The organism is Pseudoalteromonas sp. B62 (assembly GCF_037162565.1).
Classification (GTDB): Bacteria; Pseudomonadota; Gammaproteobacteria; order Enterobacterales; family Alteromonadaceae; genus Pseudoalteromonas; species Pseudoalteromonas fuliginea.
Genome location: NZ_JARLVB010000001.1, coordinates 676,174 through 698,145 on the forward strand (window position 1 = coordinate 676,174; position 21,972 = coordinate 698,145).

Genomic DNA, 21,972 nt, shown 5'->3' on the forward strand with positions numbered 1-21,972 from the left:
CAATAACGGATGACTATGTTTAAAAAAACTCTTTTAGTTATATGCTTAGCGGTTGCATCGCTACCAAGCTTAGCCGACAGTAACACTGATTTAAAAACCATTATTGATAACCACTGGCAAAACGCCAAAACCGAAAAAATATTTTTTCGTACCGATCCAGATGGCTGGAAGCCAAACGGTACATTGCCAAATTGGAGCGAGCAAGCCATTGCAAAGCGCCAAGCTTATAACAACAGCGTACTAAAAAGCTTAGCCAGCATTGACCCAAAAACGCTCAACAACAAGCAGCTAATGAACTACCGCTTATTTAAATATGAGCGAGAAACAGAGCAGCAAAGCTACCTTTATCAAGATAAGTATTTTCCGGTTAATTTTTTAAGTGGCTGGCATACTTATTTTGCCGAAGCACCGGCTAACATGGCATTTTTAACACCCGACGATTACAACGCATTTTTAATCAGCCTTGCCGACTACCCTCGATTTAATCAGCAAAATATTGATTTAATGAAAGAAGGTATAAAAACAGGCTTTACTCATTACTGCAAAACCTTTGAAAATTACAACCAAAGCATTAGCGCGCATATTGTTAAGCAACCTGAAAACAGTGCCCTTTACGAGCCCTTTACACGTATACCAAACACGTTTACAGCAGAGCAAAAAGCCACATACCAAAATAAAGCAAAGGCCTTAATCAGCTCAAAAGTAGTCCCTGCTTATCAGTATTTTTACGACTTTTTTGAAAACGATTACATGCCTAACTGTAGAGCCCAGCCGGGTATTGCAAGCGTTAAAGGCGGGCTTGAGTATTACAAATATGCAGTTAATTACTACACCACAACCAATGCCACACCAAAGAAAATTCATGAGCTTGGCTTAAAAGAAGTGGCGCGTATTAAAGCGCAGATGCAAAGCATTATTGATAAAGTAGGTTTTGATGGCACATACAGCGATTTTTTAGAATTTTTAGCAACCGATGAGCAATTTTACGCAACAGACGCGCAAGACTTGCTAGAAAAAACCGCTTTTATAACGCAAAAAATGTATGGCAAGTTACCAACCTACTTTAATAATTTACCGCGTAACACCTTTACTATTAAAGGCTCAGCGAGTCGTGGTGCGTTTTATATGCCACCTGCTGATAACCGCTCCCCTGGCACTTACTTTTTGGCCTCAACACCTAAGCTACAGCCTTTGTATAATTTAGAAGCACTAAGCCTTCACGAGGCAATACCAGGGCACCATTTACAAAACGCCATTGCAATGGAGTTAAATGTACCCCAGTTTAGACGCACACTTAGCCACTCTGCATTTGGCGAAGGCTGGGCACTATACACCGAACGCTTAGGTAAAGAAGCCGGCTTTTATCAAAGCCCCTACAGCGACTTTGGTCGTTTAGGCTACGAAATGTGGCGTGCTGTGAGGCTTGTTGTTGATACCGGTATTCATGCGTTTGGTTGGAGCCGCCAAAAGGCTATTGACTACTTGGCAGATCACACTGCTTTGCCACAAAGTGCGGTGGAGGATCAAATAGATCGTTATATTTCATGGCCAGGCCAAGCGCTTTCGTACAAAATGGGCGAAATAAAAATACGCGAACTGCGCGCAAAAGCCGAAAAAGAACTCGGTGCTAAGTTTGATATTCGCAGCTTTCACGACACCGTTATAGGTCAAGGTTCACTCCCTATGGCTGTACTTGAAGACGTAATAAACGATTGGATAGCAGAGCAAAAATCAGCTATTTAACATTAAAGGAGGCGGTATTATTTGCCGCCTCTTTTTAAAACCCTCTTAAACAGCTCAAAACTAATCCCTACCCGCTTTTGCTTCGTAGAGCTTTAGAGTTTAAAAACCTGAGCAAACCTATGAGCAAACGTATTTTATATTGGCTACAAAACGATTTACGAATAGACGACAACCCTATTTTAAGCGAACTTGCTACTGAGCAATGCGCGCTTGATATTGTATTTGTTATAAACCCGCACTGGTTTAAAAATAATAACTACCAACAAAAGCCATATGGCGTGCACAAACATCAGTTTTTAATGCAAAGCTTGTACGAACTACAACAAACACTTATTGAGCGCGGGCAAACCCTGCATGTGCTTGAAGGCGAACCCGTATCGCTTTTAAAAGCGCGTATAAATGAGCAAAATATAGATGAAGTGGTATACAGCGAGCAATTTGGCCTGTACGAGCAACGCCAAATAAACTTACTCAAAGCACATTGCCCTAATACTAAATTTACAGGGTCGCAGCAAGACACGCTCTATAAGCAAAGTGACCTACCCTTTGATTTAAACGAATTACCTAAACACTTCACCCCGTTTCGTAAAAAGGTAGAGGCCGCCACTAGCCCCATTTCACTTTCAACATTACCAAACGGTTTGCTCCCTCAGCCAATAACCTTGTGCGCTAAAAAACCTTTAGAGCGTATAGCAAATAATGGTGTAATGCATGGCGGGCTTAAAAGTGCGCAAACACACTTAGAGCAATACTTTTCAGGCTTGCTGCCAAGTACTTATAAAATCACTCGAAACGAGCTTGATGGCTTTAATAACACCACAAAATTTAGTACCTGGCTTGCTTTTGGGTGTGTAAGTGCGCGGCAAGTTTATAACGCCGTTGAGGCGTACGAACATAACCAAATAACAAACGAGTCTACCTACTGGATTAAATTTGAATTGCTATGGCGAGAATATTTTAAATGGCATGCACTTAAGGCAGGTAAAAGCCTATTTAATTTTAAAGGCCAAAAGCAAACAAAACCCCTTACTACATTTATGCCAAACCGCTTTGCTACGTGGTGTAATGGCTCAACACCCTACCCATTAGTCAATGCCATTATGAATGAGCTTAACGCTACGGGTTATATATCAAATAGAGCAAGGCAAATTGCAGCAAGCTGCTTAGTGAACGAGCTTGGCCTCGATTGGCGCTATGGGGCAGCTTATTTTGAACAGCAACTGATTGATTACGATGTAGCCGCTAATTGGGGTAATTGGCAATATATAGCAGGTGTAGGCGTAGATCCGCGTGGTGGTAGGCACTTCAATATTGAAAAACAAACGTTACAGTTTGACCCGCACGCTGTTTACACTAGTAAATGGCAAGGCAATGAAAATACCTGCACACAGCTAGATACTTTAAACGAAGTTGATTGGCCAATTTAAGCCGCCAATCAACTTTTACCAAGTAACGTTTAAAACAGCTCAGCAATGCCTATATTAATAGCGTAACCACCCAATGTTAAAAACAAAAATAAACACAGCGCCAGTAACAGCGGTTTAATACCCGCTTGGCGAATAGCGCCAACATGTGTGCGTAAGCCTAAAGCCACCATCGCAATCGTGAGTAATATATTATCAAACCAAACAACTGCGCTTGTAGCCACTTGAGGAATAATAGAGAGTGAATGCACACCACTTGCCACAATAAATAACACCGCAAACCAAGGGATCGTAATACCTGCTTTTTGCTCGCCGCCATGCACGTTATTGTTTGTTTTAGCATGCTTTTTACTTTGCCAAAACGATAAGCCCACTAAAAATGGCGCAAGCATCATCACCCTTAGCATTTTTTCTATAACGGCGGTATCAGCAGCATTGGCGCTTACAGCTGTGCCCGCTGCAACCACTTGTGCTACTTCATGAATGGTTGAACCAACAAAAATACCATATGCGTGCTCACTCAGCCCCATGTAATCAAACATAATTGGGTAGGCAAACATGCTTAACGTGCCAAACACCACAACCGTTGCCACCGCTACCGATACTTTATGCGCCTGCGCTTTTATAACCGGCTCAGTTGCCATAACCGCAGCGGCACCACAAATAGAACTACCCGCGCCAATTAATATGGTTGTTTGTTCATCAAGCTTAAATACGCGCTTACCTAGCTGCACTGCCAAAATAAATGTGCCTAACAGCATTACAACATCGGTTAATAAGCCTTCCCAGCCCACGCCCGCTACTTGCGCAAAAGTAATTCTAAAACCAAATAAAATAATACCCGCTTTGAGTAAAATACTTTTAGCGTAATCAACACCTACATCGGTACGCGTAGCTATACGCGAAAACACACTGTTGCCCACAATAATACCAACCACAATACCAATAGTGAGTGAGCTAAATTGCGCAGTTTGCATTATTGGTAATTTACTCAGCGCAATAGCAACACCCGCAAGTACAATAACCAGTAACATGCCAATCCACCAGCGCGTATCGCCGTATTGCTTAGTATTAATACCCAAAGGCTGAAAACTATTTTTAATAGCGCTAAGCATAATATTCCCTCACTTAAACCATGTTGATGTGTTGACTTAATTGTAAAAAAGCTCAAAATATAACTCCAATATATTAAAATCATGATTTGATAACCTAAGGTTATACAGTTTAAGGTGTTCAATGAACTTACATGCACTTAGGGTGTTTTATACAGTGGCTAAATTGGGTAGCTTTTCAGGCGCAGCCGAAGCGCTTTTTATAAGCCAGCCCGCTGTTTCTAAGGCGCTAAAAGAGCTAGAGCATCAGTTAAACATTCTACTTATTGAACGTGCATCTAAGGGTAAAAAGCTCACCTTAAGTGAAGGTGGACAAGCACTTTTTGAACATGCGCGTAGTATTTTTGCTATTGAAAAAGCAGCCATTGAAGATATTAAATCGCGCACAGGCCTTAAGCGCGGCACACTTGTTATTGGCACCAGTACCACCATTGCCAGTTATTGGTTACCGCCTTATTTAGCTAAGTTTTGCGCGCAGTACCCAGATATAAAAGTAGAAGTACAAGTTGCCAATACCGCGCAAATTGAGCTTGCCTTACTAGAATGCACTATCGATTTAGCACTGGTTGAAGGCACACCAACCGAGCCGCATATTATAAGTAAGCACTGGCAAAACGATTTAATGAGTATCGTTATACCCAGTAACTTTAAGCCCGCTAAAAACTTAAAAGCATGGTTAAACAAACAGTTTTGGTTATTACGTGAGCCGGGCTCGGGCACTTTAGAAATGTCGGTTAAGTTATTAGCCCAACATGGCGTAATAGCAGAGCGCAGTATGCAATTGGGCAGCAACGAGGCAATAGCAAGGGCTGTTGCTCAAGGTATGGGGGTCGCTTTATTGCCAAACGTAGTTACTGAGGATTTAGTGCAGCTAGGTAAATTAACACGCCTGAGCCAAAAAAATAACGAGCAACTCTCTCGGCCGCTATACCAACTGCATTATAAAGACAGACCGTCTTCACATGCCGCACAAGCATTCGAAAAAAGCCTGTTTAGTGAATAATGTTTATATCAATAAGTGTACACGCGATTTGTAAGTCGCGTATATGCGATTATTGGTAAGCTTAGCCTCTTGTTGAGTGCTTTATTGCTCGACATATTTAAATGTATTCGCACCATCAAAATATCTGATATTTACTGCTTTAATAATATCTGAGTTTACCATTCTGGCATTTATTGCAACTCTATTTGTACCATTATCTCGTTTTTGAGTGTAATGAGTGGTGCAACCACAAAACGAGCACGAGTGATACGAACGTAGTTTATTACCCCATAGATATACAGCATTATTTGATTCTTGTTTTATTACTACTTGATTCGCTGTGTAATATACCCACAAAGCTGCAATACGATAACATATGGAACAATTACAACTGGTTACTGATTTCGGTAATTTTTTTGTGGTTATTGCTATATTTCCACAATGGCAAGTTGCTTCGATCATGTAGCCTCCTTGGACAGTTAACACTTTAGTATTTACACAACACGCAGTTTATGTTGCATAATCGCTTATTGAACTAACAAAACTAGACCGCCACTAAGCAGGTTTAACTGGAGATCATCCTAATATTGTTCAGCCTCTATCTAGGGTCTTATATGGACTCCCCGTAAATGTCAAAAAGAAAAAGTTAAAATAAATTTAGATGCTAGCTTATATACGGGCTCAAATTATTTAAACAGGACAGCCACTCTAATTGAACAGACAAAAAATCTCCTAGATTCTAATTGGAAGTGCACCACCTACACATTAATGTATTAATAAACTATTTATTGCAGCTCACCATCTAACTTATAAACAGATTAGCTAAACCGACAAGCTCTAATATAAATAGCTCTATTTACAAGCCCTGCGTTAAGTCTTGCGCTAACGCAGGGCGCGAGCATACTTTGTTAAAAATGTTAACCAAAAAGAAGTTCTTCTCTAAAAGCATCATCATAACAAGCTCTTACACACTTACTTCTTATTGACCCCTTGCTTTTCGTATGCTGCTTTATCATGTTCCTAACGACGCGTCTAAATAGTGCCATATGTTGCGCACTTAATGGCTCATTTATTTGACAGGCATCTTCTTTAAATACGACATCCAGTATCCAGTGTTGCTGATTTTCTATCAGCCAATGTTGTCTTATTGCTTTACTTATCAATATATTGTCTGTCAACGATGTTAGGTAGTAATGTGTGTCAATACTCGTTCTATTACCCTTCGTTCGCTCTCGCTGCACCGCAACGATTGTCCTAACTGATGGCCAGCTCTCTTTAATTTCACTCGGTAATAAACGCGCATCAAGACAATCTATCGTGCGTACTTCTTTTCGCCCATGCCCTGCATCTTGTGTTACATGACTAAGTATCTCTGAGTTTTCAGATTCATACTGGTGTGTAAATGCATCTTGAATCGCGCTATAAAGTTTCTTTTGATTACCCTTTGCTTGCACTAGATAATCTGCATGTCTGCTAATTAGCTGTTTTAGCGTTTCTTTTTGGCAGTGCAAAGCATCAAGTGTAATGACGGTGTTATTGATATCGAGTATTTTCAATAAATCCCGAACTGCCGGTATTTCATTCGTCTTACTGCCAACTGTTTGGTGGAATAATGTGAGACCTGCCTCACAATCAAATGCTGAGACGAGGTGTAATTTATCAGCAATGTGTTTACTTGCTCCGCGAATAGTTTTGCCATCGAAGGCAATGACAGGATGCGCTGATTTAACGCGGTTTTGATTGACCCAGCTATACATCGCGAGTAGTAATGAGTCAGTATCAACGGTTCTAAAAATCCGAGCAATACTATGTCGAGTGGGTATGCCATTTTTGAAAGAACGAAATCCTCTTAACCAATTAAGCTTACTTTCGCCATAGACTTCAATATCTTGCCAGTTTTCACACCCTGATGTAACGGCAGTAATAATAAGAAAAAGCACATCAACTAAGTTATGGTGTTGATTTATATGTGAACGATTATCTTTGACGAGTTCTAAATGGGAGAAGAGTGACATAATAAGTTTAAGGTGATTAAATTTATGGTATTAGATCATAAAATTTGTTTATTTACAAAGTGTGATCCCGCCCTGTGCGCTAACGTACCCGTTGGCTTTTCAACTACACGTACTAACTCTTTGCCATTTTGTTTGACAATAAAGGTAGGTGTGTATTGCAAGTCGTTAGCTTGTGCAATGCCTGCATCGTCTTGCTTGTTGTAACCCACGGCAACAAATTTAATATCGGCAAGTTGCACTTTAGATTCATCAAGCAACTTAACTAAACGCGGTACTTCGCGCTCACTGTCGTGGCACCACGTGCCGAACAATACAATAAGCTCTTTACCTGCTAATTTTTGCATTAGCGCTATATCTTGCGCCGTTGGCGTAAACACTTTGTATTGTTCGTTAAATTTATCGTAGTCGCTTAGCAGTGCTTGCGTACTTATCTCGCCCGAAAATGGCGCCGTAGCAGCGCAGCTTACAAGCGGCATGCTTAAAGCGCACAGTAAAATTAATTGTTTAAACATAAGGTTACTCTTACTTTAGGTATTAATTTAGGTATTAGACGACTATACCCAATATTGAGTGTGGAGTGAACAACTCAAAACCGTTACTTTTTATCCATAAAAAAGTTAACTTGCGATAAGTTAGTTAAATATTCTCGCCTTACGTTTTTATTCTCAGCTAGCTTATCTAAGTCACCAATTAAGGTAACTAGTTTATTATGAGAATGGCTGCTTGTTTTTTTAAACTCGTCTTGCTTTTCGTCGCTCTCAACACGCTCTTTTTTATTCATGTTGTAGCTGTTTTCGCTTTCTTCAAGCCAAATATTGTCAATTAAGCGAATGTCGCTTTTAGTAACGGTTTGCTCTTGCATCGCCACTTGCAGCTCGTATTGATTTGTTTGCGGATTAAACTCAAACATTTTTGTATCAACATCAACCTCGTGAGACTGATCGAGCCCCACAAGTTCTTTATTTTTAACGGCGGTGTTTACGTTATAACTCTCTTCTTTGTCGTAATAATCAGGGCGACTATATTGATAATCAAAGTGGCTACTTACATTTTTACTTTGCGTTACACCGCTAAGATCCCCTAATTGGGCTTGTTCTGTCGCTTGGCTTAGCTCAATTGTACTTTTAGGTTGATAGTCGCCGTTATCAAACGCATAAGAAAACGTAGCATCAAAATCAGCGAGCTTAGAAATACCCGTGCCTAATGTATTTGGCGCCTTATTACCAAGCCCTTGGTAACGGGCATCGTTTGTAATCATGTTATCAACCAAATCAGCAACCATAGCGCGCCCGTCATTAAAGTGCTGTTCTGCAAGTGACTCCAAATTGCTATAACGCTCAGCCGCTGATGACATACTCGCAAAAGCGCCTTTAAACAATGCAAAACCTTGTTGCATTGCCTCATCGCCACTTTTACCAAATGCCGATGTTTTATCATCTTCAGTACTGTTTACTCGGCTATCTTCTAGGCTTTGATCGAGCGACGCTAAATACTGCTGCATTTGCTGCGTATCTTTAGCGCCAATGGTAGACATATCGAGTGCAAAGTCGATTTCGTTTTTCCCACTCTCAGCCTTAAACACAAGCGCTTGCTGATTTTTCGTTTCATCAATGGAGTAACTTAAATCAAGCGTGTTTTCGCCTGTATCAAGCGCATCATTTTGCGTTGTTGAAAACGACACATTAAAACCGGTTAACTGCTCACTATTAAAGCCCGCTAAAAAATCTAAGCTCATGTCTGTTTGATTTGGGACTATAAGAGGGTTGAATGAATTTTCACTCACTTTAAAAAATTCATCGGCCATTTCGCCAACACCCGCCATAACCTGCGTTAAAGCGCCATGTTCAGCCTCTGATAAATTGCCATTAACTTCGTAACTTATGCCAAAACCATCTATCGCTTCACCTGTTTCTTCGTCATAACCTTGTGATGAGTTAAAGGTAATGTTTATAACATCACCCTCTTTAGTTTTTACCGAAAGCTCAAACAGGTAGTTATCGTCATCCTCATATTTTGCGCGATTGAGGCTTTCCATGTATGGATTAAGTGAGCGCTCAACACGTTGCTGGCTTGAGGCTAAAAAGTTTTTTGCTCATGCCCTAGCTGACCTAAACTCGATAAAATATCACTGGTATTAGCATACGCGCCCTGAATATTTTTAACTGACGTATTTAGTCTCTCAATTAATTGAGTGCTGTTTTCGTTTTTTAATAACCCCTCATGCTGAGAGCTTATTACGGTGCGCAGGGCAAGTTCTTCATCGGAGAGTTTATATTTAAGCGCGCTAGGTGTGCTTGAAATTGTAAATAAAGAGGTAAGTTGCTGTTGTAAAACGTCACTTACCTTTTGATTACTGGCTAGTGCTTCATCAAGAGTTTCATTATTTAACTGGCTTAATAACCCATCGGATATTTTTGGCGCGTTAGTTTGCAAATCATTAATAGCTTGAAGATCGCCGCTGGTGTGTAGCGCAGGAGTCACAGAGGTTTGGTTAGTGTTATTAACTGATTGGGCAAGCAAAGTGTTTAAATTAGCCAAACTGCCAAATACATTATTAACCATGATTATCCCTAATCGCTAAACTCTATTAAGTAATTTATCGGTCGTTTGGTTAAAAGCTTTAGGTTATTTGAACGCTTAAATTTGAGCTCAACAATGAGCAGATTAAATCACAAGATCATATTTTTATAATTGTTGATTAAAATTCCACTCTGAGTCGAAAATGAGCCTATTTATCCACTTTTAGACTGCATTTATAATGATTTTTAAATAGTTGTACTTGAAAATAACTATTTTCTTCCTTCAGGCTGTATAAAATTTAACTCTATGGAGAGTATTTATGAAAAATGAAATAACGTGCAATTTTTTTCTTGATGTGAAAGAAGGTAAATTAATAGAGTTCAAAGAACTCATTTATAAAATTGTGGATGTTGTAAAAAGGAGCCTGGCACTTTAACGTACACATATAATATCAGTGAAGATGGGAAAAAAATTCACATCGTTGAGAGATATAAAAATATAGCGTCAATCATCAGTCATATTGATGAAAGTTTTGCGCCATTCGCGAAAGCTTTTTATCCTTGGTTGATATTTATGCATTAAATGTTTACGGTGTTCCAGATAACAATTTACGTGAGAGACTGGACGTATTTGGCGCTAAATACCATGTATTAGTGGATGGGTTTTCTCGATAATAATACAAGAAAAGCACTAATATAAAATTATACACTTGTGAATATTACTCTTTTTATAAATAACCAGCTTATATATGAGGGCTATTTATCGACAAGAGAATTGCGCTAAAACTAGCAAAAACACGTATACATAATTGTTCTAAATAAAAATATTTAACCTGCCCCCTGGTTAAGAGATTTACTAACGTATTCAATCATGGTGATATTTAAATTTATTTTCTCTAGCCAGAGGTTTTCAGTGAAACAAGGCGAATTTACGCGTCAATAGCTGGCCTATTGCAAGTAAATTCAACGCCGTTAGCGTTTAAACTAGCTGCTTTTAATTTGCGACTCTATTAAAACAATTTCTGTGTATCTTCAGCATAAGCAATAATGAAAGGTATTTGTAAAAAAGTATAGAAGAGAGCCATTGATTATAGTTCTAACTCCATCAATGGCTTATTTATATCTGTATACCTATGATGATTTTTTTAGCGTTTCAGCAAAAATTTCTCCTGAAATAGCCCAATCTTCTGTTTTTACATCATTAAAAATAACGTAAACATATTGCGGATCAACATCAGCGTGTTTAGCTATTGATGCTGTCACTTCTTTTGCTATCGCTTGTTTAGCATGATCACGACCTTCAAACATTTGAATATTAACTACTGGCATTAGGTATCTCCTTTAATTAGATAGGTGTTAACTCGTCAACGATATGACGAAAACAGCATAACAAAGACGCATAAGTAGATAAATACGTAAAAAGGAGACTCTAAGTAGCATTAATTTCTACAATTAATTAAAATTACCTTCATCTGATAAGCGTACAAATTCGTCAATAATAAACCTGACACTGGGCAGGAGATGTTTTGTTTTTGGCCAAATAATATGTAACTCAGTTGAAGCAGGATTTAACTCTGGCAAAATTGGTACTAGCTTACCTTCATCTAGCCAAGGCTGAAGCAAAGACTTAGGGAACTGAATGATTCCCGCGCCAGCAATACAAGCATCGACCATAGCATCACCATCACTAATTTGATGAAAGGGCTTAGGATGAAAGCGCATATCATCACCATCGGTATTTTTAATTAACCAATGTAGTGAACTACCGCCTCGCCAAGCCACTATGCACTGATGGCTTGTTAACTCAGCAAGACTCGTTGGGGTACCTAAACGTGCTAAATAAGCAGGAGAAGCGGTTAAAATCAAATGTTGAGAAGTCAGTTTTCTAGCAACTAAATCACCACTATCTTTAATGGCACCAAATCGAATAGCTAAATCAAAGCCAGCATCGAGAGGATCAATAATTTTATCATTAAAAGTTACTGTTAGTTTTAATTGTGCATGTTGCTCAGCAAGCTTCAATAAAACAGGTAACACAAAAGAGCGACCAAACGCAGCTGGCACATCGATTCGTACTCGACCTGAAGGTTGGGATAATTTTGATTGTAACGCTAACTCTGCTGACTGAAGGGTATCTAATGCCAATTGACAGCTTGCTAAATACGCCTCTCCTTCAGTAGTTAAACTCAGTTTCCTAGTTGTGCGATGAAAAAGCTTGGTGTTTAAATGATTTTCTAATTTAGCAATGCTTTTACCTAATGCTGATTTGGAAATACCTAACTCTTCAGCTGCTGCGGTAAAGCTTTCATTTTTGGCCGCTGCGGTAAAATAGACAATGCCTCGAAAGGAATCAGATAACACTGTTGACGACATACAATAACACCTATTTATATGGTTAAAAATAAAACACTTCTTTCTAAATAATTACCTTATATTTGGCCTTAGATCATTACGACCTCGCATGGTCACTCAACATCAAAAATCGACCGTCAAGGCTACTAAAATGTTTTGATGTAGTTACTTGGAATCATAGCCAATACTTCTCAAAAGCTCTAATTATATGTAAGTTATCAGAGTATTCTAATTTCGAAACTATATCCAAATATTCTACTTTGTAAAAAACAGACTGTGTATCTAACTGAACTCTAGTTAAGAGGTTTACTAACACATTGAGACATGATTATATTTAAATTTATTTCTCTCTCACCAGAGACTTCCAGTGAAAACAAGGCGAATCTACACGTCAAATATTAACTTCATACCTTATAATTTCTGATTGAGAAATGATTTCAAAATCGAGTAAAAAAGGACCGATCCTTTTTGATCAAACCACTCAATAATTGTACTAATCAATGCAATTAGTCATAATTCTGTAACTTTGATCCGCGATAATCTTTATCCGATAAATGAATACACTCTAGAAGATTAAGTAAGATGAGTACACCTTTAGTGCAACTAACATTTGCACTGCAATCATTTGAAGATCCGATGTCTGCGGCTATGAGCCACACCATGGAATACGAAAAATTATCGCTTACAGCCAATGCTGCGCATAATATTACACTGCAATGTGTATTGCCTGATGCAGTCAATGAGGGCGATATAATTTCGCTTAGCGCAACACATCCAAGTGCGCGTGGTGCACAGTACTTTAGTGAGCACACACTCACTAATGCAGATCTTGAACGTGATTACGTAAACCTTACTTTGAGCCAAATTACACAAAGCCAATACTTTGTAATGCAAATGATGCTGCACGGTAAACACGCAACTTTAAAAAACAGCCTACAATTCGATATGCATATTAACGCATTTGAACAAGGTTACTGCGCACCCTTTGTTAATGTAGAACGGACTAAACCACAAGGTATTCGTAGCTATTTTGCGAGTATGGGATCTACGTTTTTATCGCTGTTTTAGTGCTGGCTGCACTCTTTGCAGATTTATAAGTTATTAGTCTGCAAAACTTACTTTACCCATAGTGACTCCCGCGATACCTTGTGCAGTATTACTTAGGTGTTGCTGCTCTCCTGCTAGGCATTCGTTTGCTAAAATAGCAAATAACACGGCCTCTTTTGCGTCGGGATTTATACCTAAATCGTCAGTATTTTTAAAAGCCTTAATACGTGGACAAAGCGCTGTAAGTTGCGCCATTAGTAACGGATTATGAATACCGCCACCACTTGCATACACCACACAATTTTGTGCGCGCTCTGCACACTCGTTTAATGCATTTGCTATAACGGTTGCAGTAAAGGTATTTAAGGTGGCCATTATATCTTCATAGCTTAAATGGTGAGTATTTGTAAGTTGCTGTGCGGCGTTTAAATACGCTAAGTTAAATACCTCAGGCCCTGTGGTTTTAGGCATTGGGAGTTTAAAAAACGCGTTATTACATAATGCATTCAATAATGGCGTATTTACCTTGCCTGCTTTTGCTATTTTTGCGCCATCGTCATAATGTAGTCCTATAAAATGCTGCTGTACGTAGGCATCCATAATGGTATTACCGGGGCCAATATCGGAGCTAAACACACCGTTTGCATCACCATTTTTGGGTAAAAACGTTAAGTTAGCTATGCCGCCCATATTTAGCAAAACCCGACTTTCAATAGCGCTCGAAAAATATAAATAATCGCCATACACAGCCAGTGGTGCGCCCTCGCCTCCTGCGGCTATGTGTTTTTGCCTAAAATCCCCAATGGTTGTAATACCCGTAGTAACGGCTATTTGGTCGCTATCGCCAATTTGTAAGGTGCCGTTATTAAAGCTTTTGTGATTATGTTGCGACTGCGGACAGTGGTAAATGGTTTGCCCGTGGCTCGCTATTACATCAATATTTGCTGGTTTTATTTGCCAAGTATGTAAGCACTGGTTAACCATATCGCCATGGAGTTTACCTACCCACGGGTGCAATAAAGTAACAAGCTCTAAATCGCATTCTCGCTTAGCAAATACCTGCTTTATTTTAGTTTTATAATCGTCGTTGTAGTCAACGGTGGTAAAATTTAAAACCTCAATGTGTGTATTTAAGCCTGCGCCCGTTACTTTACACAGTGCAACATCAAGCCCGTCCAACGAGGTTCCGCTCATTAAACCAATAATTAAACGGCTTGGTTTTTGGGCGCTGTTATAAAGCGCTTTAATGTGAGGGTGCATAATGGCATCTAAAATAGGTGTAATATTTTGCTTATATTAGAGGACTTTAAAACAAAGTAATAGACATAACTCTCACAACAAACACTTGAGTAAATTAAACTGATAGAAATCCAGTTTAAAATAACTAATACTTTACAAGTAACTGATTCATGGTGTAGTTTTATTATGCGAGGCGAGAGTTTAACTTTCTGCTGTTAATCTGCGGCGGTCATTGGCATGTTTCATTTATATCCGTTTCTGATGCTCTGCTCCTTGGTGTATCAATGTATAAGAGAAAACAAAGTCGCCTCGCTTTTTTATGGATGAATATTTTATGAGTTACCAATGCTGAATTTTTCTACTTCACTAATAATCAAGACACCAACATGTTTGAAAGAATGTAAATGTGTTGAAGGTTTAGCTAGGTTTCTTGGGTTTACTTCTTACAGTCAATTAGATGAACTAGTATACCCATCAATTAATCATCTTTATTATAGCTTTAAAATTCCAAAAAAACGGTCATAAGCGCATAATAAAAGCACCGAGGAAATCTTTAAAAAGTATCCAAGAATTGATCAACATTGAATTAGGTAACTATTTTTCTCCTAGAAACTCGACTCACGGCTTCATTAAAAATCGCAGTATTGTAAGCAATGCAGCTAAACATGTAGATAAAAAATATGTATTGAATTTAGACCTTGAAAATTTTTTGATTCAATCCATTTTGGACGAGTAAGAAATCTGTTTTGTTCTTACCCCTTAGTTTTATCGAAGCCTGTTGCGACAGTGTTATCTCATTTATGTTGTTATCAAGGAAAGTTACCCCAAGGCGCACCAACATCTCCTATTATTTCAAATATGATAGCTTACCGGTTAGATAAAGAAATTCAGTATTTAGCATCGAATAATAGGTGTACATATACACGCTATGCGGATGATTTGACGTTTTCATTCACCCAAAAAGAAGAAAACTACCCAGATCTATAGTCAAGGTATCGAGTGATTTAGACATCACTATTGGCCATGACCTCAAGGAAATTATATCAAAAAATGGATTTACTATTAATGACTCTAAAACACGCATTTCTTCAAAATGCCAAAGGCAAGAAGTTACAGGGATCACAGTTAATGAAAGAATGAATGTTCCCAGAAGTTTTATTAAACAAACTCGATCAATGCTTTATGCTTGGAAAACTTTTGGGTTAGAGAATGCCGAATTCCACTATTTAGACAAATATCATAAGAAAACCTTATTTGAAAAGCACAAAAGAAAAATAGATAAAAAAGAGGGGGTATTTTTTCAGAAAATAGTCAAAGGGCGTATTAATTTTATAAAAATGGTACGCGGCTCAGAAGACATTATTTATAGAAAAATTGCTTATGACTATTCTGTATTAACTGGTAAACCTAATTCAGACTTAATTAAAACCCCCTTAGATAAAGTGTGTGATTCCATATTCATCATTGAAAATATGCTTGATGCTTCGCAAGGGACAGCTTTTTTATTAAAAGATATAGGGATGATAACAAACGAACATGTCGTGGAAGGTATTGATGAAGACAACCCTGAGCTTCTGGAGTTTTTAGGCATTTTGAGCAAACAAATAAGAAAAATGTTACTTTTAAAAAATCTTGTAAATCTAGAGATTTGGCAATATTAAAACCAACAAAAGATTTTAATGGTATCAAAAGGCTCGACGTTGGTGATGATAGCTCACTAGATATTGGTTCAGAAGTTACAGTGTTAGGCTTTCCTCAATACTCACCAGATGAAACCCCTATATAAATACTGGAAAAATTATACAGTCGAAAATATTATATGACCAAAAAATATGGCTTTTGGATATTCCTATAATTCATGGGAATAGTGGCGGACCAGTATTAGATAAAGATCAAAAAGTTATTGGCATAGCATCCAGAGGATCTGCAAAACACGACCAATCAACTAAGCTACATGGCTTTATACCCATATCAACTTTGTTGAAGTATTTTAAAGAAAAATCTTAATAATTACCTATAGAGCAATTTCAATACCTCTTTTATATAAAAATCATTTGTGGACGGAATCCAATGATCACCCTCAGAGATTTTAAAGCCCAAGACGCGCCTTTTATTATTAACACCTTAAATGATGAACAGGTGACTCGTTACTTATCGTCAAAAATTCCGTTCCCGTATACTCAAGCCGATGCTGATTGGTGGATAAACCAAGGCTCAAAAAACGGTATTATTAAGGCCATTGTTGTAAATGGGGAATTTGCGGGCTGTATTGGCATAACTTCCGGCGAATTTGAATACAGCCACAGTGGCGAAATTGGTTATTGGCTAAATAAAACCTATTGGGGGCAAGGCATTATTACTCGCGCTATTGAACTTATCTGCGAAGAAGCGTTTGCGCAATCTAACCTAAATAGAATTTTTGGCGCTGTGTTTGCTGGTAATACTGGCTCTATGAAGGCACTTACTAAGAGCGGCTTTGAACAAGAGGCTGTGCTTAAACAGGCCATTTATAAAAACGGGGTGTTTTACAACAATCATATATTTAGTAAGCTAAAATAAACCATTTAGAATAAATACTCTGCAAAGCTTGAATTACCAGTACCTCGCCCAAAGCTCATCTATTGAGGTAAAAATATATATTTACACTGCTTAGCACGCATTATTGTTTAGGTTAGATATTAATTTAACGCATAAACATTCGCTAAGTAAATTCACTTTAATAGGAGATCTTTTATGTCTACAACTAGTCGCCAACTTACTCTTGAATCACGCCCTAATGGCGCTCCAACAGATGAAAACTTTAAATTAAAAACAGTAGAGCTTCCTGCATTAAAAGACGGCGAAGTTTTACTACGCACTATTTACCTATCACTAGACCCGTATATGCGTGGTCGTATGAGCGATGCTAAGTCGTACGCAGACCCAGTTAATATTGGCGATGTAATGGTTGGCGCAACCGTGTGCCAAGTAGAGGAGTCTAAAAACGATAAGTTTAGGATCGGCGAATGGGTACTTGCCTACACAGGTTGGCAAGACTACGCCATTACCGACGGCGAAGGCTTAATGCAGTTAGGTAAAGAACCTGCAAACCCTTCATACGCATTAGGTATTATGGGTATGCCTGGCTTTACTGCTTACATGGGTTTACTTGATATTGGCCAGCCTAAAGAAGGCGAAACCGTAGTTGTTGCAGCAGCAACAGGCCCTGTAGGCGCAACCGTTGGTCAAATAGCTAAAATTAAAGGCTGTAAAGTAGTGGGTGTTGCTGGTGGTAGCGAAAAATGTGCACACGCAGTTGAAAAACTAGGGTTTGATGCCTGTATCGATCACAAAGCTGATGACTTTGCGGAGCAGCTAGAAAAAGCCTGCGATAAAGGCATTGATGTTTACTACGAAAATGTGGGCGGAAAAGTATTCGACGCCGTACTGCCACTATTAAATACCGCAGCGCGCGTACCACTGTGTGGTTTAGTATCGCAATACAACGCTACTAGCTTGCCAGAAGGCCCAGACCGCTTAGGTATGCTAATGGGTCAATTGCTTACTAAGCGTATTAAAATGCAAGGTTTTATCATTTTTGATGATTACGGTGACCGTTACGACGAGTTTGCACAAGACATGCAAAAATGGCTACAAGACGGAAAAATTCAATACCGTGAGCACATGGTAGAAGGCATCGAAAATACAGTAGACGCGTTCAACGATATGATTTGCGGCAAAAACTTTGGTAAAACAGTGGTTAAAATTAATAACCCACTTTAATTTTAAACGGCTTGTAAGGCCAAGCCCTTACAAGCCATAAAAGGACTGACATGATTAAACTACACCATTTAAATAAATCCCGTTCTAAACGTATAATTTGGCTTTTAGAAGAGCTAGATGTTGACTACGAAATTGTGGCTTATCAGCGTAATAAAGACACCTTCCTAGCCCCTGACGAATTAAAACATATTCATCAACTTGGTAAGTCGCCGGTAATTGAAGACGGCGGTTTAATTATTGCTGAATCAGGCGCTATTACCGACTACCTTATTTCTAAATACGGCAACGGTAAATTTGCTCCAAAAGTAGATACCGCTGAATATGTTGACTACCAGCAATGGCTGCACTTTGCAGAAAGTTCAGCAATTTTACCGCTTTTACTTAAAATGTTTGTACTAAAAGATGGCGCTAAAACACAGTTTTTAGAAGGCTATGCCGACGCTGAAACAGCTAAAGTAATTAGCTACTTTAACGACCGCCTTGAAAGTAAACGTTATTTAGTGGGCGATACCCTAACGGGCGCTGATTTTATGATGTCGTTTATTGTTGAAATTGTTAAAAACTCAGGCCAATTAGCGCACTTTAAAAACCTCGTTAAATACGACGAGCAATTACAAAGCCATGAAAAGTTTCATACAGCTAATGAGCTAGAAGCAAAGTACGACTAATAAATGATTTAATATAGATAAACTCAAGAGGCCTTAGGCCTCTTTTTTAGCTTTATAGCTTAACCATAAATTTTATATACATATTTTTTACAAAAAAACTTATTATTGTGCTAAAACTAGTAGTCATGGTGCATAATGCATTCATTATTCTAAAATTTCTTAATTGTACTGGTAAGCTTAAAACGAGTACTTTTCATATTTGGGACAAACCATGACAATAAATATGCGCTTAGCTACTGGTTTCGGCGTGATCTTATCAATGATGCTTATTTTAACCATTATCGGAATTTCACGTGTTAGCCTCATTAACTCTAATATTACTCACATAACAGACGTAAATTCGGTAAAACAGCGATACGCTATTAATTTTAGAGGCAGTGTACACGACAGGGCTATTGCAGTTCGCGATGTTGTGTTAATAACAAGCCAGAGCGATTTAAATACTGTTTTTAATAATATAAAAGAACTCGACGCATTTTATCAAACATCGAGCCGCGCTATGGCCGAGTTAACTACAGATATGTCGAGTACAGAGCGCTCTCTTATAAATAAAATTAACCAAATAGAACGACGTACCCTCCCTTTTATACAAAATGTAATAAGCGCTAAAAATGCGGGTAATTTAAACGAGGCTTCGAATATTTTATTAAACGATGCCCGCCCTGCTTTTACCGAGTGGCTTAATACCATAAATCAATTTATAAACTTGCAAGAGCAAGCAAATCAAATAACAACTATCGATACCCGCGAAGTAGCCAGCTCATTTAAAATATGGATGATTTCGTTAACGGCACTCGCTATTATCATTGGTGCAAGCGTCGCTTATATTATTAGCCAGCTGATCAGAAACTCAGTCGGTGGAGAACCGCAAGAAGCCGCTGAAGTAATTGCACTTATCGCACAAGGCGATTTAAGAGGCGATGTACACTCGTGTTGCCCCAACAGCATGATGGCATCAGTAGGAGTAATGCAAACTAAGCTAAAAGCCATTGTAGATAGTATTATTAATTCATCTAAAGAGCTCTCAACACATTCGGCAAGTGTGGCATCAGGCTCACAACAAGCACTAAGCGCAGCCGATACACAAGTGACATATACCAATTCTGCTGTCAGTAGTTTAGAAGAAATGAGTCGCAGTATTCACTCTGTTGCCGATGCAGTAAGGCAAACTGAAGACAATTCAAAAGTTACGGCCCAGTTATCGCAGCAAGGCAGTACGGCAGTGCAAAAAGTAGCAGCCGAAATTGAACAAATATCGGTAACAGTAAAAGCGACGGTTACTCAAGTAAATGTACTTCAAGAACATGTAAAGCACATTGGCGATATTTTAAGTGTGATACGCGGTATTTCTGATCAAACAAACTTGCTTGCACTAAATGCTGCAATAGAAGCCGCAAGAGCAGGCGAAACAGGCCGAGGGTTTGCCGTTGTTGCTGATGAGGTAAGACAACTTGCCCAGCGTACCGGTGATGCAACAGGCGATATTGAAAAGATGATTTTGCAAGTACAAGAAAACACGCAAGCATCGGTAACAGCAATGGAAACCACTGTACCGCAAGTAGAAAACGGCTTAACGCTTACTCACGAGGCAAACGAGTTACTACACCAAATACAGCAACAAGCTAACGACTCATTAAGTAACGTACTTGAAATTGTTGAAGCAACATCAAACCAAGTAGCCACCGTGGCGCAAATTAGTACCGGCGTTGAAGAAATTGCCAGTATGTCGAAAGAAACCAGTATGTCACTTAATAGTAACGCACAAGAAGCCGTTGCATTAGCTGACCTTTCAAACACACTTAAGAAATATATTAGTTACTTTAAAGTTTAAGTGTTTAGCGTTTTACAGTAATTAAAAAAGGGGCTTTAAGCCCCTTTGTTGTAGGTAGTAATAAGTTGTATGTAGGTATAATCTAGTTAACTAACTTGCTATCACTATATACCCGCTAAATCGCGCTCAGTAATACACTCACCCGACGCCATTTCAAACTCGCGGCATACCAATGGGCGGTTTTCGTAAATAGAGCACATAAGCGTATTTCTATCGAGCGCTTCGCACCAACCATCGTCTGCGCGCTTCATTACCTCGCTCCCCCATTTGTCGTATTCAATATAGTTAAAGGGCACGCCGGTATCGGTTACTATGCGCACTTCTAATTGGCAACAACAGGCTTGGCAGTTAGCACATGTAACTGGCTCTGAGATAGTAGAAATATTTTCAACGGGGATAACAATATGCGGCATAGTGGCTTAAATAAGAGAAACTCGTCAATTAGGATACACGAGCGGTCAAAACGTGCTAGTAAATTTTATTGTAGTTGATAAATATAATACTAATCCGAAATAATACTTAATCAATTTGATTAGTTAATCTGATACTAAAATTTCTTATATACGACTGTATGGGTGCAGGAGGTAGAGCAATGCAGGGAGCAATTATCGATAAAAACTAAATAACAAAATTTTTGTCTTGTTATAAACAATACTTTTTTATCTTAAAGTAGCTCATTTAATTAAACGAGCGGGTATGCCAATTAAAAATATTAAGCGTGCTATTACTTAGCACGCTTGTTTGGTGTTTTTTAATATTAAAAGTTTAAAACCACTTTAACATCGCCCGATACCGCAGAGGTAGAAACAAAACCAATGGTATTTGGGTTAGTTGCAACCATTTTAATGACCTCAGCGTCATTTTCGAGCGCTTTAGGTGGCGTGCCTTTGCCTGTAAAAATAAGTTTTGACCAATATGCTCTCAACTGTGAAGCGCTTTTATTGAGTAACTTGCTGTTAAACTGCTCTGTAGCGGTATTTTTTTCTTCTTGAGATACAGGAATAATTGTATTGCCATTACTAAACGACTTTTCTTTTCCGGTGTAAATTCGAGTAATAACAGACTCGTCAAAGCTGCTATCATTCGAGGGATGCACAATAATGGCAAAATCTGCAAAGGCAACATTACTAAACAAAAACAGAACACATAACACTAATTTTTTCATCTCTATCCCCTTAAAAAACAATACCAAACGTGGTTACTTTACTATTACTCATTACTGCTGATGAAAACGAGCCACTTTGTCTCTTTCTTGCAGCAGTTTTAAACACATCTAAA

General features: G+C 38.6%; 23 protein-coding genes. 12 read left to right on the forward strand and 11 right to left on the reverse strand.

The window, feature by feature from the left end:
- The first annotated feature begins 15 nt into the window (after positions 1-15).
- Together P4S71_RS02920 and P4S71_RS02925 are read left to right on the forward strand one after the other, a co-directional pair.
- The gene (locus P4S71_RS02920) at positions 16-1,743 is read left to right on the forward strand and encodes a DUF885 domain-containing protein (protein WP_337150035.1); all 1,728 of its coding nucleotides are present in this window, start codon (positions 16-18) and stop codon (positions 1,741-1,743) included.
- A 119-nt stretch (positions 1,744-1,862) separates the two neighbouring features.
- A complete protein-coding gene (locus P4S71_RS02925) occupies positions 1,863-3,170 on the forward strand; it encodes a DASH family cryptochrome (RefSeq protein WP_337150036.1) in 1,308 nt (435 codons plus the stop codon).
- A 29-nt stretch (positions 3,171-3,199) separates the two neighbouring features.
- Here P4S71_RS02925 and P4S71_RS02930 read toward each other — a convergent pair whose 3' ends face one another.
- Positions 3,200-4,282: a YeiH family protein gene (locus P4S71_RS02930; protein ID WP_337150037.1), complete on the reverse strand. Its 1,083-nt coding sequence runs from the start codon at positions 4,280-4,282 to the stop codon at positions 3,200-3,202.
- A gap of 121 nt (positions 4,283-4,403) precedes the next feature.
- On the opposite strand from P4S71_RS02930, the gene P4S71_RS02935 reads away from it, so the two are divergent.
- Complete coding sequence (locus P4S71_RS02935; protein WP_337121129.1) at positions 4,404-5,282, forward strand: LysR family transcriptional regulator; 879 nt, start codon at positions 4,404-4,406, stop codon at positions 5,280-5,282.
- An 81-nt stretch (positions 5,283-5,363) separates the two neighbouring features.
- Here P4S71_RS02935 and P4S71_RS02940 read toward each other — a convergent pair whose 3' ends face one another.
- The 7 genes from P4S71_RS02940 to P4S71_RS02970 form a co-directional block, all read right to left on the reverse strand.
- Positions 5,364-5,723, reverse strand: a complete 360-nt coding sequence (locus P4S71_RS02940) for a GFA family protein (RefSeq protein WP_337121128.1) — start codon at positions 5,721-5,723, stop codon at positions 5,364-5,366.
- A 455-nt stretch (positions 5,724-6,178) separates the two neighbouring features.
- Positions 6,179-7,276, reverse strand: coding sequence for an ISAs1-like element ISPsesp1 family transposase (locus P4S71_RS02945; protein ID WP_096792602.1), 1,098 nt, complete (start codon positions 7,274-7,276; stop codon positions 6,179-6,181).
- A gap of 35 nt (positions 7,277-7,311) precedes the next feature.
- Complete coding sequence (locus tag P4S71_RS02950) at positions 7,312-7,788, reverse strand: TlpA family protein disulfide reductase (protein ID WP_337150038.1); 477 nt, start codon at positions 7,786-7,788, stop codon at positions 7,312-7,314.
- Positions 7,789-7,871: 83 nt separating this feature from the next.
- Positions 7,872-9,311, reverse strand: a complete 1,440-nt coding sequence (locus tag P4S71_RS02955) for a hypothetical protein (protein WP_337150039.1) — start codon at positions 9,309-9,311, stop codon at positions 7,872-7,874.
- Between the two features lie 41 nt (positions 9,312-9,352).
- A complete protein-coding gene (locus P4S71_RS02960; RefSeq protein WP_337150040.1) occupies positions 9,353-9,838 on the reverse strand; it encodes a hypothetical protein in 486 nt (161 codons plus the stop codon).
- 1,088 nt (positions 9,839-10,926) lie between these two features.
- Positions 10,927-11,124, reverse strand: coding sequence for a tautomerase family protein (locus tag P4S71_RS02965; protein WP_007377422.1), 198 nt, complete (start codon positions 11,122-11,124; stop codon positions 10,927-10,929).
- Positions 11,125-11,247: 123 nt separating this feature from the next.
- Positions 11,248-12,168, reverse strand: coding sequence for a LysR family transcriptional regulator (locus P4S71_RS02970; RefSeq protein WP_024604337.1), 921 nt, complete (start codon positions 12,166-12,168; stop codon positions 11,248-11,250).
- 561 nt (positions 12,169-12,729) lie between these two features.
- Between P4S71_RS02970 and P4S71_RS02975 the strand changes: the two genes are divergently transcribed.
- Positions 12,730-13,215, forward strand: coding sequence for a hypothetical protein (locus tag P4S71_RS02975; RefSeq protein WP_337121123.1), 486 nt, complete (start codon positions 12,730-12,732; stop codon positions 13,213-13,215).
- A 33-nt stretch (positions 13,216-13,248) separates the two neighbouring features.
- Here the strand turns inward: P4S71_RS02975 and P4S71_RS02980 are convergent, their stop codons facing one another.
- Positions 13,249-14,454, reverse strand: a complete 1,206-nt coding sequence (locus tag P4S71_RS02980) for an anhydro-N-acetylmuramic acid kinase (protein ID WP_337121122.1) — start codon at positions 14,452-14,454, stop codon at positions 13,249-13,251.
- A gap of 696 nt (positions 14,455-15,150) precedes the next feature.
- On the opposite strand from P4S71_RS02980, the gene P4S71_RS02985 reads away from it, so the two are divergent.
- The 8 genes from P4S71_RS02985 to P4S71_RS03020 all read left to right on the forward strand — a co-directional run bounded on the left by P4S71_RS02985 (position 15,151) and on the right by P4S71_RS03020 (position 20,694).
- Positions 15,151-15,420 (forward strand): reverse transcriptase domain-containing protein, encoded by a 270-nt coding sequence (locus P4S71_RS02985; protein WP_337150170.1) that lies wholly within the window; start codon positions 15,151-15,153, stop codon positions 15,418-15,420.
- A gap of 149 nt (positions 15,421-15,569) precedes the next feature.
- Positions 15,570-16,094, forward strand: a complete 525-nt coding sequence (locus P4S71_RS02990) for a hypothetical protein (RefSeq protein WP_337150041.1) — start codon at positions 15,570-15,572, stop codon at positions 16,092-16,094.
- Complete coding sequence (locus P4S71_RS02995) at positions 16,082-16,219, forward strand: hypothetical protein (protein ID WP_337150042.1); 138 nt, start codon at positions 16,082-16,084, stop codon at positions 16,217-16,219. The genes P4S71_RS02990 and P4S71_RS02995 overlap by 13 nt, the downstream gene beginning before the upstream one ends.
- A gap of 53 nt (positions 16,220-16,272) precedes the next feature.
- Positions 16,273-16,440: a trypsin-like serine protease gene (locus P4S71_RS03000; RefSeq protein WP_337150043.1), complete on the forward strand. Its 168-nt coding sequence runs from the start codon at positions 16,273-16,275 to the stop codon at positions 16,438-16,440.
- A gap of 63 nt (positions 16,441-16,503) precedes the next feature.
- The gene (locus tag P4S71_RS03005; RefSeq protein ID WP_337121120.1) at positions 16,504-16,992 is read left to right on the forward strand and encodes a GNAT family N-acetyltransferase; all 489 of its coding nucleotides are present in this window, start codon (positions 16,504-16,506) and stop codon (positions 16,990-16,992) included.
- Positions 16,993-17,166: 174 nt separating this feature from the next.
- Positions 17,167-18,195, forward strand: coding sequence for an NADP-dependent oxidoreductase (locus P4S71_RS03010; RefSeq protein WP_101216278.1), 1,029 nt, complete (start codon positions 17,167-17,169; stop codon positions 18,193-18,195).
- A gap of 50 nt (positions 18,196-18,245) precedes the next feature.
- Positions 18,246-18,863, forward strand: a complete 618-nt coding sequence (locus tag P4S71_RS03015; protein ID WP_096794241.1) for a glutathione S-transferase family protein — start codon at positions 18,246-18,248, stop codon at positions 18,861-18,863.
- Between the two features lie 211 nt (positions 18,864-19,074).
- The gene (locus tag P4S71_RS03020; RefSeq protein WP_337150044.1) at positions 19,075-20,694 is read left to right on the forward strand and encodes a methyl-accepting chemotaxis protein; all 1,620 of its coding nucleotides are present in this window, start codon (positions 19,075-19,077) and stop codon (positions 20,692-20,694) included.
- 104 nt (positions 20,695-20,798) lie between these two features.
- On the opposite strand, the gene P4S71_RS03025 is transcribed toward P4S71_RS03020, so the two are convergent.
- Positions 20,799-21,107, reverse strand: a complete 309-nt coding sequence (locus P4S71_RS03025) for a YkgJ family cysteine cluster protein (protein WP_007377413.1) — start codon at positions 21,105-21,107, stop codon at positions 20,799-20,801.
- 344 nt (positions 21,108-21,451) lie between these two features.
- Positions 21,452-21,859, reverse strand: a complete 408-nt coding sequence (locus P4S71_RS03030; protein ID WP_007377412.1) for a phosphate ABC transporter substrate-binding protein — start codon at positions 21,857-21,859, stop codon at positions 21,452-21,454.
- Positions 21,860-21,972 lie beyond the last annotated feature (113 nt).

What these genes read in the sequence shown, in the direction of transcription:
- P4S71_RS02920 (WP_337150035.1), top strand. Translation starts at nt 16, where the DNA reads ATGTTTAAAAAAACTCTTTTAGTTATATGCTTAGCGGTTGCATCGCTA.
- P4S71_RS02925 (WP_337150036.1), top strand. Translation starts at nt 1,863, where the DNA reads ATGAGCAAACGTATTTTATATTGGCTACAAAACGATTTACGAATAGAC.
- P4S71_RS02930 (WP_337150037.1), bottom strand. Translation starts at nt 4,282, where the DNA reads ATGCTTAGCGCTATTAAAAATAGTTTTCAGCCTTTGGGTATTAATACT.
- P4S71_RS02935 (WP_337121129.1), top strand. Translation starts at nt 4,404, where the DNA reads ATGAACTTACATGCACTTAGGGTGTTTTATACAGTGGCTAAATTGGGT.
- P4S71_RS02940 (WP_337121128.1), bottom strand. Translation starts at nt 5,723, where the DNA reads ATGATCGAAGCAACTTGCCATTGTGGAAATATAGCAATAACCACAAAA.
- P4S71_RS02945 (WP_096792602.1), bottom strand. Translation starts at nt 7,276, where the DNA reads ATGTCACTCTTCTCCCATTTAGAACTCGTCAAAGATAATCGTTCACAT.
- P4S71_RS02950 (WP_337150038.1), bottom strand. Translation starts at nt 7,788, where the DNA reads ATGTTTAAACAATTAATTTTACTGTGCGCTTTAAGCATGCCGCTTGTA.
- P4S71_RS02955 (WP_337150039.1), bottom strand. Translation starts at nt 9,311, where the DNA reads ATGGAAAGCCTCAATCGCGCAAAATATGAGGATGACGATAACTACCTG.
- P4S71_RS02960 (WP_337150040.1), bottom strand. Translation starts at nt 9,838, where the DNA reads ATGGTTAATAATGTATTTGGCAGTTTGGCTAATTTAAACACTTTGCTT.
- P4S71_RS02965 (WP_007377422.1), bottom strand. Translation starts at nt 11,124, where the DNA reads ATGCCAGTAGTTAATATTCAAATGTTTGAAGGTCGTGATCATGCTAAA.
- P4S71_RS02970 (WP_024604337.1), bottom strand. Translation starts at nt 12,168, where the DNA reads ATGTCGTCAACAGTGTTATCTGATTCCTTTCGAGGCATTGTCTATTTT.
- P4S71_RS02975 (WP_337121123.1), top strand. Translation starts at nt 12,730, where the DNA reads ATGAGTACACCTTTAGTGCAACTAACATTTGCACTGCAATCATTTGAA.
- P4S71_RS02980 (WP_337121122.1), bottom strand. Translation starts at nt 14,454, where the DNA reads ATGCACCCTCACATTAAAGCGCTTTATAACAGCGCCCAAAAACCAAGC.
- P4S71_RS02990 (WP_337150041.1), top strand. Translation starts at nt 15,570, where the DNA reads ATGAATGTTCCCAGAAGTTTTATTAAACAAACTCGATCAATGCTTTAT.
- P4S71_RS03005 (WP_337121120.1), top strand. Translation starts at nt 16,504, where the DNA reads ATGATCACCCTCAGAGATTTTAAAGCCCAAGACGCGCCTTTTATTATT.
- P4S71_RS03010 (WP_101216278.1), top strand. Translation starts at nt 17,167, where the DNA reads ATGTCTACAACTAGTCGCCAACTTACTCTTGAATCACGCCCTAATGGC.
- P4S71_RS03015 (WP_096794241.1), top strand. Translation starts at nt 18,246, where the DNA reads ATGATTAAACTACACCATTTAAATAAATCCCGTTCTAAACGTATAATT.
- P4S71_RS03020 (WP_337150044.1), top strand. Translation starts at nt 19,075, where the DNA reads ATGACAATAAATATGCGCTTAGCTACTGGTTTCGGCGTGATCTTATCA.
- P4S71_RS03025 (WP_007377413.1), bottom strand. Translation starts at nt 21,107, where the DNA reads ATGCCGCATATTGTTATCCCCGTTGAAAATATTTCTACTATCTCAGAG.
- P4S71_RS03030 (WP_007377412.1), bottom strand. Translation starts at nt 21,859, where the DNA reads ATGAAAAAATTAGTGTTATGTGTTCTGTTTTTGTTTAGTAATGTTGCC.